The following is a 12,957-nucleotide window of genomic DNA, read 5'->3' as shown; positions in this document are numbered from 1 at the left end:
AACCGTCACAAGCTGGTCTTTGCCACTTAACATGATTTTTAATCAATCATAACCTCCCTTTCTATCAATAGAACGAGTTATATTCTGTTTACAAAAGTTCATTTATAAGCCCTATCATATACGCAATAAGGTTCATAAAGTAATTCTCTAAATTTTCATTAAAATATGGAGTTATAGCAGAAATGCCGATTTGCTTGAAAAAACTTGACTATTATGAAATAGTTATGTAAAATAGAGTCAAGCATAGTATTCCGCTATGTTGCGTAAACCCATTTCTTCCAAAAATGAGTTTATGACTTTTATTAATTATGTAAATTGCAGTCTGTTTAGAGGAGGTGCTTCCAACACCTATGATTCTAGGCAGGCTGCAATTTTTATTTCTGGAAATCTGAATCTCTTGGACTAACTCGATTATAAAGCAAACATATGTTCTTGTCAACTGCTTTTCGAACATACATTCGAACATTTTTAACATGTTTTTATTCCAATAATTTATACGGAATTAACATCATATCATGCTTTATTCCCCTGGGTTCAATATTAAAAACATCTCTCTGTAACGCACTGTATAAGGAAAGTATTGAAAATGAATCCTCGCCATCATTATCCTTATTCAATACAAAGGTCTTTGAATCGCTTACCAGTATGATACCATTATTTCTATCAACTCTCTTTTTTCCAAGAGGTTTGTCTTTTTCTAAATCATGTGATACTACAAGGAAAATATCACATTTATCCTCTAACAGCAGCTTAGCAGCCTCTTCTCTATTTAATCTTATTAATTGTGCCATCACTATACTCCTTTCAACAAAACTGCAACTCTTTTAAATCTTGGTCAAAGTCACCATAGGCAGCCGAATAAATAAAACATCTAAATATATTCTTTTGCATTTCTCTATCAGTGATTCTGCCGATCCTCCTGGTCTTACACTTACTTATAGTAGTTGTCTGCTCCGCAAGAAGCATAGAATCTTCACTAAGTCCATTAGCATCATCACATTTTATAATTGTGTGGGTTGGCTGATCTGTATTTTTGAGTTTACTGGTCAAGGGAATTGCAAGAAGTGTCGGCGAGTATTTGTTTCCGATATTATTAGAAATTATAAGGTAGGGACGGTATCCAGATTGAATTGATTCTTCATTTTGAGGTGATTTACCGTACACTATGTCATATTTGTTATATGCTGTCACTGAATTTTTACCCTCCCTTCTCATGGTTTACATTTACTTTCTTCATTATATCACCTTTATATGCATTATACAAGTTTAAAGTGTAATAATAGTTCACAAAAATACACTTTTATATTGTATAATATTTATGTAGATTGATTATTACACTTAAACTATACTTTCAGGAGAGATTATAATGACGTATACACCGAAAGAGCTGATGGCTGAAATCAGACGTATTATGATTTTAAAAGATGTTCAGATGAAGGAGCTGGCTGCCCTCATGGATACGACACAACAGAATATTAGTAACATTTTTAGAAATGCAAATCCTAAGTATTCAACCTTGCTTCAGATATGTGAAGTGCTTAATTTGGATATGGATATTAAATTTGTAGACAAAAAAGACGATAGCGAATAACTCCTATCGTCTTTGAGTTCACTCCAATATCGTGATTATCTAAACTGCACGTTTTTTATCTACCATTTTTCGTGCAACTTTTGCATAGAATGTCTCCACTTTTTTGATATCACTAGACTTATTCTTTATAGGAAGTGCATCCCAAACCAATTGTTTATATGGTGCTTTACTGCCGTTCCCTAATCTGGGATCTATTATTGAAACAATTCCAAAATCATTTTCATTCCTAATTAATCTACCTATACCCTGCTTCAATTTTATAATCATTTCAGGAACATCCACTTCCATTAGACCGTTTTTACTAATACTTCTTTTGTAGTCGATAATTGGTTCTGGTACTGGAAATGGTAATCTGAATATAATAAGATTTGATAAGGCCCTTCCTTCAATACTAATTCCTTCCCAAAATGAACCAGTTCCCAATAACACCGAATTCGTATCTGTTTTAAATTCTTTGATCACATCATTCTGCGACGCTTTACTATTTTGCATTAAGATCTTGTATGGAACTCTTTCGTGCAATATTTTATATACTTCAAGCATGTCCCGTTTAGCAGTAAATAATATCAGTGCTTTACCATTTGTGAGATTCAAAAGATTAATAATTTCTTTGATACCTGCTTCAATAAAAGCTTCTCTCTCATTACTTGGATGTGGTATACCTTCAGTGTAATATATCATGGCATGGCTATCATAGGCGAAGGGAGACTTTTTTGAATCGCATATTAGTGTCTCTTCGTCTGGTAAATTAACATTTGATTTAAAGTAGTCATAATTGCCTTTTCCATCATTTGACAAGGTTGCCGAAGTCATAATGACCCTAAAATTATTACTGTTAAACAACAAGCTCTCTGTCAACTCATTAACGTTTTTAGGACATTTAGATATTATTATATTCTCTTTATCTTTGGGTTTGCTATTATCTTTGGATTTACTATTCATCCAAAAAATATCCTTTTGATCGGTCTCAAGTAAAGATGAGAAAAAATTACATTGTACCTCTAATTTTTCAAGTGACTCATCTTCACTACGTGTTTTATATGTATCTTCCATACCAAAATCCATAGAGGCAGAATCATGTAATTCACATAGTATTGTTACCAATTCAGCTAATGCTTCTATATTATTTTTAACATAATACCGTTCTAAGTCTCGATCATCTTTAGTCGCAATTTCATCCTGCCTAGCTATTTGCTTAGACAGACTTATAAACACTTCATCAATGAGAGTCAAACAGCGTGCAATTTTTTTATCTAATACAGAGCCTAATCTTCTGTTTATACCTTTTATATCTTCTATTATGCTTTTGCAATCATAATAAGTTAAATGTGTTGTATATGATGTTCTTACCCGGCTTTCCAAGTTATGTGCTTCATCTATAACTATATATTTAAAATTAGGTGAAAATATTTCATTATTAAAATTATTACGTTTTCTCATATTCATCGCTAATAAGTCTTGATTGCATAATATAAACCCGTCTGTCTTCTTTAAGTTTATCCGCAACCGGTAGTAGAAACAGTAATCTTTATGAGGACAGTTCTGCCTACAATTGTTGGGATTAAATGTAGAAACATTTATCTTATCCCATATTCTATCTGGAACATCTATATTCCAATCTTTTTTCTCGTGACCACCCCTATTTATTTCTTTATAGTATTCATAATCTTGGGTGTTCCTTTTCCCCAAAAAAAATGTCTCTAATCGATCTTTACATAAAAAATGAGTCTGGCCTTTGGCAATTAGAATTTCAGGGTGATAATCAAAAATGTCTTCAATAGTTTTTAAATCAGCTGCTAATTGCTCTTGTAATGCTATCGTAGATGTTGCGATAATGATCGGACTCTTATACCTTTTATGATAATATAACAGCGGAACAATATAAGCAAAGGTTTTCCCGATTCCTACACCAGCCTCTACTAATAGATGCTTCTTGTCCAACATTGCTTGAACAATATCATAAGCCATTTCCTGTTGGCCTTGTCTTTCTTCAAAACCTAATAGCGGAGCCTTATCCAAAAAAAATGAATCTACCTGCGTACTAATTTGGTAAAGTTCTTTCTTTTGTATTTTTTCCAATTTTCTTTTCTCCTCTTTAAAATCCCAAAAATCAGTCATTGAAAATCCTCTCTTTTACATTTGGCAGCACTCGAATGTTTGTTCTTCAATGATTATATCATAAATCCGCTTATAGTTCAACTATATATAGTATATTTTAAACACGTACACCTAAATATTGTGTTTCATAATGGATTGATAACAGTGAAAGTTCTTCCAATTCAGGAATCATATCTGCCATCATTTTATAGTTTTGAAGAGTGGCAACCGATATGCCAATTTGAGATGCGATATCCGATTGATTAACTACCGAATAACTCGGTAGTTTCAGAGTGTAGACAAAGTCATTTATATTTTAAAGCACTTTATATTGTGATAATAAATATGCGGTGCTTTATTTTTAGTTCGCTCTCTGCTATAATTAAATAAATTTGATTTTATGGTCGTTAGAGAGGGAAGCACTATGAATAAGCACGAGATTTACGATTATCTAAATAAGTGGGAAATTTGGTATGAGGTCACGGAACATAAAGCCGTATTCAACATGGCTGAAATTTCCGATGTTGTCCTTCCATATCCAGAAGCAGATGCCAAAAATCTTTTTGTGCGTGACGATAAAAAGAGAAATTATTATCTTATCACGGTTAAAGGAGATAAGAGAGTTGACCTAAAGGAATTCAGGCAAAAAAACAGCACACGCCCATTATCTTTTGCGTCAGAGAATGACTTAATGAAAGTTATGGGGTTAATTCCGGGGGCCGTGACGCCTTTTGGTATCTTAAATGATATAGAATGCAAAGTGCAATTTTTTATTGATGAAGACTTTTTTATTGGCATTCATCCAAATGATAATACAGCAACAGTGTGGGTAAAAACAGATGATTTAATTAATATTATAAAAGGACATGGGAATCAAGTTAATATTGTACAAGTCTGATACAAATAGTTTAGTTGCGCTTCCCGTATCGACTAAATCCGATAATTCGGGGATCATATCTGAGAGGAGTTTATAATTTTGAAGAGTGCGAAGTTCTATGTCCATATTTTTTGCCAAAGCTTCTTGTGTGAACGAATTTTTTTCGCCCACAATGGTTCCCTTGGTATTAGCAGAACCTTCTCTGACCCCGTACAACCTTTCCAACTCCCTAATGCGTAATCCCATTTTCCTAGCAGAGCCACCCACGTCACCGCGTCTTCTGATATTGGTTTCCGAGCTGAATACGAAACTAATACATTCACATACATATCATTCATTTTAAAACAACTTCGAACTGGGAATAGTAATATTTACTATTATTAATGTCAGATAACTAACCATTGACCTTTTCGCAAAAATGCGTAAAACCCTTACAAATAAAGTACTTTTGACACATCATATGCTTTCCTTATTGTCTGACAATTCAAATATTTAACTGTTTTCTGTTCGAAACCATGTTCGGTAATACATCGTATTTACAAGCAAAGCTAAATATTCTGACAACTATATTTTAATGAATTAAATATCTAAAATCTTGATAACCCTTGTAAATAAAGGGATTTTCGAGATACGCTAAAATTTATGTGTTTTCCGGCAAAGTTGCAGCAGGATCACATTAATCCAGACGACAAAAAAGCTATAAATCCATTGTAAAATAAGGATTTATAGCCTGCTCATTTTATACTAATCGTGTCAGTTACCGAACTATATTCCTCAAAGCTGTCACCAGGTGACAACTTCTTCCTGTGGTGGCGGATTCACCACATCTGCAAACCCATTTTTCACCAGTGGTCATAAAACTTTTAAGTCCCATAATAATGTATAATTTGCAGTGACCTTTAAAAACAATGCGATAGTATCTTCTATATTTTATTCCTCTCCAATGCATTTTAGTAGTATTTGTAAATGCCATGTGCCAAAAACATTATCAACCTCTTAATAGTTTTATAATCCAATTCGTTCAAGTTTCTTAGTCACCTCGTTGAAATAAGCTTGCCACAATTCAGGACTAAACTCCATGACCTTTATCGCATATTTTGCTATTTGCTTTTCTATGATATTTTGAAATATATCTGTTTTAAAGAAATGGATTTTTTCATTCTTATAATCTTGATCAATCATATAAATCACATTCAGTCCTTGTAAACAGACAACTGCCGCTTTCGGCTGTTCGCCGTTCAATGCTCTAACCTTTTCATAACTTCTATCGCTAATTAAGGTGTTAAATCTTTGTAGATATTGGATTCTCTCTTTTGGCGAAAAATCGATAGCGCCAAAGAGTGGAACAATAGCCTTTCCTATAGTGGCAAATTCAAACATCGCATTGACTGCCATAAAAAAAGTGGTTTCCTCGTTCATAACTCTGTGAAAAAATTTTAAAATAACTCTTTTTGAAACTTCCAAGCCCCCTACAGCTTCCAAATCCTTCTCACCTATTAAATAGCCTATGGGTATAAAATTATATACGGCATCCACATGCTTGTCCGTAAGCCTAGAAAGAATGGAAGGATCCATTTCTAAGGCAGCTGCCGCTTCTCCCCCACTATAACTTATTTTCTTTGTCTCCTTTTTTACGAGTGCATCCGAAAATATGTTTAAATAACTTTTATCAGAAATTAAAGTCATAAGCGGAACTCTTTCTAACGGAAGACTAAATAGCAAAAGAAATTTCCCTTTTAATAATAAAAAGGAACAATTTATATCCTTTGTTATTTCCCAAAAATTCAAATCAACATACTCCTGCGCCTTAACGATAGAGGAAAAAGGTACTATACCATAATCACTGGTGGACTCTTCGATATTGGAAACATTAAGAAAGTAGTTAAAAATAGCTCTTTCCAGTTTCAGTGAGTTTATAATTTTTACTCTTGGAAAAATATCCGAATATGCCTGTTCAAAAAAAGGAATGTTACTGTAAAATTCCAATGGCATATCATGATCGCTTATGATGTAATTGGAAACAATCACGCAGAACATGGTCAATATGGTCTTATTCCCAATAAAGCTTGACTTTCTATTATATAAGCTTAGATTTCCATTGTTTTCCTCGTCAAAGTCTTCATCAAAAGCATATTCTAAGGCATAGAACAGGAAGTTTTCTAGTTCATATCTGGAATTGAAATCATATATGACCGGAAATAAATGAATGAGTTTCAAATAACAGCTATGACCATATAAAGCGTCGGCGAAATAAGTAGCCGCCTTTCCACAGAATTCTATTTTTTCCTTTAGTAAAGGTAGCCTTCCACCTTTCAGGATTTTACTTAATCCGCTTGGAGTCATATTCATGTAGATTGCAAAATCCGTTTTCGGCGTCTGCGCAATATTAATTAATTCCTCTAGTAATTTACCAGTTTTCATTTCATTCTCTCCCACTACTTAATTAATGTAATTTGGCAAAGCTATTCTATTTTTATGTTCTTCAATATGCTTTCCTCCATTCTACCACATTACCTATTGTATATAAACGACATTCTCTGTTTTCTAGCGTCAATATTTTTAGTTTACCGTAGAAAATCTTCATTGAAATAATAAAATAAAGGAATTGCACTATATAGCACAATTCCCACTGCAGTCTATCCAATAATCATCATCTTTCTAATATTTAATGCAGAAAAACCATGACTTCTCAGCCATGACCTTTCCAGAAATCAATCAATATATATCAAGGGGTAATCAATCCCTAGACAACAAATCTCACAAAAATATTATATCATGTTATGGATTATAATTCCATCATCAAAAAATCTCACCTTTACAAATGGAAGAAGAATACATTATAAAATTATAGCAAATTTTAAGTATATGGTAATATCTAGTTTCTTACTTGATTGACGCATTCCCCAGCACCTTCACTAATCACTACTTTATTACGATCATTATTTTTAGCCTTATATAAAGCGGAATCGGCGGCCTTTATTAATTCTATTGAACTAGTATATTTAAGATTCATGCATGCCAAACCACAACTAATAGTCACATGTATTTTATCTGCGTCGTGATGCATGGAAGATCCCATCATTGAACGCATTCCATCACAGACCTTATAGGCTTCCTTTACACAATAATCTTTAAATATAATGGCAAATTCATCTCCGCCAATTCTGAATACGTAAATATTTTCATTTTTATTGCTTTCAAGAATATGTGCCAAACGAAGAAGTGCTTTATCTCCTGCCATATGACCATAAACATCATTTATCCGTTTAAACTTATCAACATCTAGCATAGCTAATGACAGGCATTTATTTGAATTTTTGCATTCTTCCATTAATTGAGGCAGCCATTCATCAAAGGTCTTTTTATTATAAAGGCCAGTGAATGAATCCAGCTTTAGCTGTTCTTCCATGCTATTTTGCCGATTCTGATATTCAATTAACATCATTAAGCTATCATTTCCACTTCGAATTAAAGCTCTAGCCAGAAAATAGGAGCTAAGTAAAATATAATATGCAACGAATATCTGCATAATCATATCTTTATCCAAATCACCCTCAAAATAGAGCTTTACGCCGGTGAGGAGCAATGCTATACTGCTCATACCAAAAGACCATCTGGTTATGCGAACATTTGCGAAAATACAGGAGGCAAAAATTGTCAGCGTATATGAGGCAAGTAAAACCGATGCAATCCTATGAGTTAAGCAAAGATAAAGTGAAAATATCAAGAACAGCGATAAGGATATATATTCTTTTACAATTAGCTGTACACGGTTTGAACGAGTGAGTAAATCTGCCGTTACCGTTAATAAAACAAATCCAATGGTAGGATATATAATATAGTGCCACAAATAGATTTCCGCTGGCCATGCCAGAATTCTTCTAGCTGCAAAGTACCAGACAACATGGGCTAATGTCATGGCCCCAACGGTTAAATAACCGGCAATAACAATATATTGACACCACCTAATAGGCCCTATGGTAACCCGGATTTTGCTCAACTTATTTTCTTTGATCATAAAATGTCAGCCCCACTACTCCTATTATTCTAACTTCTAAACTCATTCTATCTTATGTTTATCAATTTAGCAACATTGGACTTTGTATATCATCTTATTCTTAATATTTATTTAGTTCTTCCTGATCTTATCTAACTCCTGTTTCTTCCTGTTCAAATGCCTTACTCTGGCTCTCGGTTCATACTTACTACACTTCTGGCAGTAATGGGCATGATCCGCTTTTCTGCCCTTTGTGCATAGACCAGCACACACATAATGCAAACATGGTGTTTCTCTATCTTTTGCCATTATTTGAGTCTCCCTAATTTATTTCCAAATCAGCGAATATATTGCGCAAGTTCTCTATATCTGATTTAATAAAATATACCCTTCCTTCTATGCTGATCGGATTCCCATTCTTATATGCATGGAGAATCTTTTGTTTCATTAACTCAATGCCGTGATTAATTCCTTTCTGATATTGGGAGTCCAATAACCTTTTTAATTCTCTTTCCTTGATATTCAGCATTTTCTTATCCTCCTGGACTAAGTTTAATTGTGCGTGTTTCTTCTATATATAATAGATGATAAGAATCACAGTAATTTTATGTGATTTCCTTTAGAATAGTAACATACTTATAAAATGTGCTTACTGCGATTCCTTGTAGCCTTGCAAACTGTACGACTGATATGTTTCCGTACTCTCCCGATTGAAATTTATTGTATTCCTTAACAAACTCCTTCGGCACTCCCGTTGTCGGCCTACCTAGCTTCTTCCCCTTTGCCCTGGCAACATTCAGGCCTTGCATAACTCTATCGTGTATCTTCTCTTTTTCCTGCTGGGCAATGTGAGCCTTTAACGTGACAAATATATCTATTATCATCTTAGACAGACTATCATCATTCATTTTCTGCCAGTCATTCAGAAACGGAACATCTAAAGCCACAACACGAATACCCTTAGATTGTAACTCCTTTATTTCCACAATAACATCATCTGCATTTCGTCCCAACCTATCTATATCTGAAACAATAATTGTATCTCCACTACGTAGCTGTTTCTTCATATTATTATAGCCTGGTCTATTATCTGCTTTAGTTCCACCTGTAATTACATCTGAAAAGAATTCGTCAACTCTGAATTCATTCTTGATTGAATATTCAATTATTGTTTGCTGTTGTCGGTCTATCTTCTGAGTTTTATGATTTGTGGATATTCTCATATAGGCAAATTTCTTATTTTCCAACTATACTGCTTCCTTTCTTACACAAAATCCATAACTCTTTTCGTGTATGATTTTATTTCATTTTCTAAGCTGTTATAGCCGTAAAAACCATCTCTATGAAATCAAATGTTTTCATGTAAGGGCAATTCACCATATCTGATTGCCTTTTTCACTTAATCAGCCTATACTTTATATATGGGATAAACGTGTGCAATCTCTCCACGATCTTTATAACTTTTTAAAATTTTCTTTGAAAGGAGTTGATACAGATTAAAATTGAAATAAAGAAGCGTAATAGATTTAAAGAACTGTTCTATAATATATGTAACAAAACAGAAGATATCCTATTCTTTATGATTCAGAAATTACCTGTAAGTTTGACACCTAATTTTCTTATTGAATGGTTGCAGCAGTATATGAACAAACGGATCGCAAACCTTAATCAGCAGATTGTTCATGACAAATGGAAAACTATGGAATTGCATAAGGCAGTAGATTCGATCCGGCAGCAAGACATAAATAAAGCACCTTCAGAAGATTAATTTTCTCCTGTTGGCGCTTTTCTAATTGTGATTACTGTTCTTCCTTGAATCTGCTTTCATAGGATAACTCAGGTTTTAAGTCAACCTTCCATTCAATTAAATCTTGTGGCTGACACTGTAGAAGCTGACAAATATCTTCAATGGTCTTTGTGCTAACATCACACATAAAATCTTTTCCATCATGTTCCTCTTTGTATTTTTCCAACTTCTTTTCTATTTCTTCCATCGAATCTGCTGAACACATTTTCAGCTTTGTTAAGGTGCTTTGAGGTATCAATGCTTTCTGCCGAATAGTATAGGTTGTGATTCCATTTTCCTTTAATTTTTCCATCAATTTATTGTAATTTACCATAAACATAAGCTCCTATTCATAATATACATTCATTTACGTGTACATTATAACACTCCTCCCCCTTTTAATCAATCGACACCAGCAGAATTTTCCACCAGTGCCGACACACCTATACCATCTTTTCCAAAAGTTTATGTACAATTTTCCATTTCATTCTATCAGCATATTTCCTTTCCATTTGGTACATGAAAATTTCAATTATGCGCTCCATAAAATCATCAGGCAATATATGCCCTTTAAATTGATTGCACGTTTTACAAGTACAACTCAAATTTCCAACATCATCAGGCCCATTCATGGCAAGCGGTATTATATGGTCAAGCGTCATATCTTCAAACAGTATCTTATGACCACATAATACACAACGGCCACCAGCTTTATTGTAAATCATCTTTCGCACATCGGTAGAATATTTCCGTCTTTTCTTACCATTACTTATTTTAAGGATATAGTACCCTCGACACTTGCCGGGCGCTCTTTGCAGCTTGCGATTCGCACTATACATACTAGAGAATCGTTGTGCCTCTTCAATCCGTGGTGTTTTAATAATACCACCGCTTTTCTTTATGGCAATGTAGCACTGTCCATTTGTTAATACAAAAGTCATATTCTACCCTCTTTCAATCTGGCCGACTATATTAGTCAAACATTAATTCTTTAACCGCTACCCTGATTCTCTGCATTTCAATAGTATAAGTTGATGAAGGAATACCCATTGCGGTATATATCTCTTTATTGTTATAGCCGTTCATTTTAAGATGAGTAATTTTCCGATATTTTTCTGGTAGATTTTCTAATACCGTATCAATCATAATCTTTTCCAGTACATCAGCTTCAGTAGATTTCCCGCCGATAATATTATAAAATCCATCTCCTTCTGCATATTCGGCATCTAAACTTACAACGGTTTCAACCGGCTTCCTCTTCTGGGCATTTTGAGCTACAAAATTATCCTTAATCTCCGTTTTCATACTTAGCCAACAAATTGTAGAAAATTTGAATTTGTTTCTTAAATCCTCTCTTCTAAGATATAATTGTACTGCCTTAAGATAACCGAAAATAGCAATATCGTAATATTCTTCAATGCTATATCCATATATGCGAAGAAGTTTATATACAAGATCATGACTTTCTTCAGCAAATTTCTTTTCCTGCTCTGTTAACGGGGATAATGTATGATTTTTCATGTGGTTCACCCTCCTATTTTTGATTGATGGGAAGATTGTCACTTGGTGACAACCCTCCCTTTGATTGCTGATACTTTTAGAAGAAGCGGTCAATCAGAACATGAATGATAGCTTTCTTTAACTCCTCTGTGTATGCGGTCAAATCAACCTCCGTATAACATGCCGTATCTAATCTGTCGTTATCTGCATCATGAAAGCCTGTTACAATCACATATTTAACTGGCTTTTCTGCCCTCAACTCCACCGCCAAATAATTAAAGTCAATTACAACAGGCTTTTTGCCCCACACCGTGCTAAAACGCTTACATTCTTCATGTTCTGAAAGAAGTCTATTCCAATCTTCTGTGAATTTACACTTTTCAAGTTCAATCGTTTTGTTTATTTCAAGCTTGAGTTCTTCAGACATTTCACTAATGTCAATTGATATCTGTATCTCATCTTCATCAAATGTAACATTTCCAAAATTCAAAACTCCGATATTAGTTGTTGCTTTTCTTGTTTTCCATCTCATCATAATTCAATTCCTCTGCTTTCATATATCTTGAAATATTAGGGAAGCTGTCACACTCCCCTTGTCTACGTACCTGATTAACCAATTACAGATTGAAAAGTGCTTCTCCCAAACCGTCCCATATGATTTTCTTAATCTTCTTTGAATCTTCATCATTAAATGATACTGGGATTTCCTCATAGAATTCTGTTGTATCATTTCCAGTTTCATCATCTGACTTCTGCCATATGATAATAAGTAAATTAAACTCTGCTTCATCTTTATTTGCGTTTCTAAAGCCACCGCAGGAGAAAACCACACGCACATCAAAATTAAGTTCTTCTTCTGCTTTCACATCTTTATAGTTCCTCATGTAGTTATTCACACATTCATCTGTCACCTTATCTAGTTGTTCCGCTGCTATTTCAATGGGTACATGAACTTCAATCTGCCCACTTCCAATACTGACACCTTCAAGATTTACGGTTCCTAAGTTTTCGATTTCTGCTGTTCTACTCATTTTGATTACCTCTGCTTTCTGATTATATTTGATTGATTTTTAGATTTTTAAGGTTAATACCGATGGGACAATGTGGAA

At 33.9% G+C, this 12,957-nt stretch carries 15 protein-coding genes; 2 read left to right on the top strand and 13 right to left on the bottom strand.

Going from position 1 to position 12,957, the window contains the following annotated elements; translation table 11 throughout:
- Positions 1-479: 479 nt before the first annotated feature.
- Together RT269_RS18440 and RT269_RS18435 are read right to left on the bottom strand one after the other, a co-directional pair.
- A complete protein-coding gene (locus RT269_RS18440) occupies positions 480-791 on the bottom strand; it encodes a hypothetical protein (RefSeq protein WP_313184765.1) in 312 nt (103 codons plus the stop codon).
- Positions 792-804: 13 nt separating this feature from the next.
- The gene (locus RT269_RS18435; RefSeq protein ID WP_313184763.1) at positions 805-1,191 is read right to left on the bottom strand and encodes a type II toxin-antitoxin system PemK/MazF family toxin; all 387 of its coding nucleotides are present in this window, start codon (positions 1,189-1,191) and stop codon (positions 805-807) included.
- Between the two features lie 175 nt (positions 1,192-1,366).
- Here RT269_RS18435 and RT269_RS18430 point away from each other — a divergent pair, with 175 nt between their 5' ends.
- Complete coding sequence (locus RT269_RS18430) at positions 1,367-1,591, top strand: helix-turn-helix domain-containing protein (protein WP_313184761.1); 225 nt, start codon at positions 1,367-1,369, stop codon at positions 1,589-1,591.
- 39 nt (positions 1,592-1,630) lie between these two features.
- Here the strand turns inward: RT269_RS18430 and RT269_RS18425 are convergent, their stop codons facing one another.
- Positions 1,631-3,709 carry an ATP-dependent DNA helicase gene (locus tag RT269_RS18425; RefSeq protein ID WP_313184759.1) on the bottom strand — a complete coding sequence of 693 codons (2,079 nt, stop codon included), beginning with the start codon at positions 3,707-3,709 and terminating at the stop codon, positions 1,631-1,633.
- 403 nt (positions 3,710-4,112) lie between these two features.
- Here RT269_RS18425 and RT269_RS18420 point away from each other — a divergent pair, with 403 nt between their 5' ends.
- Complete coding sequence (locus RT269_RS18420) at positions 4,113-4,586, top strand: prolyl-tRNA synthetase associated domain-containing protein (RefSeq protein ID WP_313184757.1); 474 nt, start codon at positions 4,113-4,115, stop codon at positions 4,584-4,586.
- 984 nt (positions 4,587-5,570) lie between these two features.
- Here the strand turns inward: RT269_RS18420 and RT269_RS18415 are convergent.
- The 10 genes from RT269_RS18415 to RT269_RS18370 all read right to left on the bottom strand — a co-directional run bounded on the left by RT269_RS18415 (position 5,571) and on the right by RT269_RS18370 (position 12,879).
- On the bottom strand, positions 5,571-6,986 hold the full coding sequence (locus tag RT269_RS18415) for a hypothetical protein (protein ID WP_313184755.1): 1,416 nt from the start codon (positions 6,984-6,986) through the stop codon (positions 5,571-5,573).
- 454 nt (positions 6,987-7,440) lie between these two features.
- Complete coding sequence (locus tag RT269_RS18410) at positions 7,441-8,583, bottom strand: GGDEF domain-containing protein (RefSeq protein ID WP_313184753.1); 1,143 nt, start codon at positions 8,581-8,583, stop codon at positions 7,441-7,443.
- Positions 8,584-8,694: 111 nt separating this feature from the next.
- Positions 8,695-8,871, bottom strand: a complete 177-nt coding sequence (locus tag RT269_RS18405) for a hypothetical protein (protein WP_313184751.1) — start codon at positions 8,869-8,871, stop codon at positions 8,695-8,697.
- Positions 8,872-8,884: 13 nt separating this feature from the next.
- A complete protein-coding gene (locus RT269_RS18400) occupies positions 8,885-9,091 on the bottom strand; it encodes a hypothetical protein (protein ID WP_313184749.1) in 207 nt (68 codons plus the stop codon).
- A 76-nt stretch (positions 9,092-9,167) separates the two neighbouring features.
- Positions 9,168-9,809 carry a recombinase family protein gene (locus RT269_RS18395; protein ID WP_313184747.1) on the bottom strand — a complete coding sequence of 214 codons (642 nt, stop codon included), beginning with the start codon at positions 9,807-9,809 and terminating at the stop codon, positions 9,168-9,170.
- A 552-nt stretch (positions 9,810-10,361) separates the two neighbouring features.
- Positions 10,362-10,682, bottom strand: coding sequence for a helix-turn-helix domain-containing protein (locus tag RT269_RS18390; protein ID WP_313184745.1), 321 nt, complete (start codon positions 10,680-10,682; stop codon positions 10,362-10,364).
- 109 nt (positions 10,683-10,791) lie between these two features.
- On the bottom strand, positions 10,792-11,289 hold the full coding sequence (locus tag RT269_RS18385) for an HNH endonuclease (protein WP_313184743.1): 498 nt from the start codon (positions 11,287-11,289) through the stop codon (positions 10,792-10,794).
- 31 nt (positions 11,290-11,320) lie between these two features.
- On the bottom strand, positions 11,321-11,869 hold the full coding sequence (locus RT269_RS18380; RefSeq protein WP_313184741.1) for a hypothetical protein: 549 nt from the start codon (positions 11,867-11,869) through the stop codon (positions 11,321-11,323).
- A gap of 76 nt (positions 11,870-11,945) precedes the next feature.
- Positions 11,946-12,383 carry a hypothetical protein gene (locus RT269_RS18375; RefSeq protein ID WP_313184740.1) on the bottom strand — a complete coding sequence of 146 codons (438 nt, stop codon included), beginning with the start codon at positions 12,381-12,383 and terminating at the stop codon, positions 11,946-11,948.
- A gap of 82 nt (positions 12,384-12,465) precedes the next feature.
- Complete coding sequence (locus RT269_RS18370; RefSeq protein WP_313184738.1) at positions 12,466-12,879, bottom strand: hypothetical protein; 414 nt, start codon at positions 12,877-12,879, stop codon at positions 12,466-12,468.
- Positions 12,880-12,957: the final 78 nt, after the last annotated feature.

Source organism: Lacrimispora sp. (assembly GCF_032078915.1).
In the GTDB taxonomy this organism is placed as follows: domain Bacteria; phylum Bacillota; class Clostridia; order Lachnospirales; family Lachnospiraceae; genus Lacrimispora.
Note: the sequence above shows the minus strand (reverse complement) of the source record. Positions and strands in the feature narration are given on the sequence as shown.

Coding starts and splice junctions, on each gene's coding strand:
- RT269_RS18415 (WP_313184755.1), bottom strand. CDS start 6,986: ATGAAAACTGGTAAATTACTAGAGGAATTAATTAATATTGCGCAGACG.
- RT269_RS18380 (WP_313184741.1), bottom strand. CDS start 11,869: ATGAAAAATCATACATTATCCCCGTTAACAGAGCAGGAAAAGAAATTT.
- RT269_RS18400 (WP_313184749.1), bottom strand. CDS start 9,091: ATGCTGAATATCAAGGAAAGAGAATTAAAAAGGTTATTGGACTCCCAA.
- RT269_RS18410 (WP_313184753.1), bottom strand. CDS start 8,583: ATGATCAAAGAAAATAAGTTGAGCAAAATCCGGGTTACCATAGGGCCT.
- RT269_RS18430 (WP_313184761.1), top strand. CDS start 1,367: ATGACGTATACACCGAAAGAGCTGATGGCTGAAATCAGACGTATTATG.
- RT269_RS18420 (WP_313184757.1), top strand. CDS start 4,113: ATGAATAAGCACGAGATTTACGATTATCTAAATAAGTGGGAAATTTGG.
- RT269_RS18385 (WP_313184743.1), bottom strand. CDS start 11,289: ATGACTTTTGTATTAACAAATGGACAGTGCTACATTGCCATAAAGAAA.
- RT269_RS18440 (WP_313184765.1), bottom strand. CDS start 791: ATGGCACAATTAATAAGATTAAATAGAGAAGAGGCTGCTAAGCTGCTG.
- RT269_RS18370 (WP_313184738.1), bottom strand. CDS start 12,879: ATGAGTAGAACAGCAGAAATCGAAAACTTAGGAACCGTAAATCTTGAA.
- RT269_RS18375 (WP_313184740.1), bottom strand. CDS start 12,383: ATGATGAGATGGAAAACAAGAAAAGCAACAACTAATATCGGAGTTTTG.
- RT269_RS18425 (WP_313184759.1), bottom strand. CDS start 3,709: ATGACTGATTTTTGGGATTTTAAAGAGGAGAAAAGAAAATTGGAAAAA.
- RT269_RS18405 (WP_313184751.1), bottom strand. CDS start 8,871: ATGGCAAAAGATAGAGAAACACCATGTTTGCATTATGTGTGTGCTGGT.
- RT269_RS18390 (WP_313184745.1), bottom strand. CDS start 10,682: ATGGTAAATTACAATAAATTGATGGAAAAATTAAAGGAAAATGGAATC.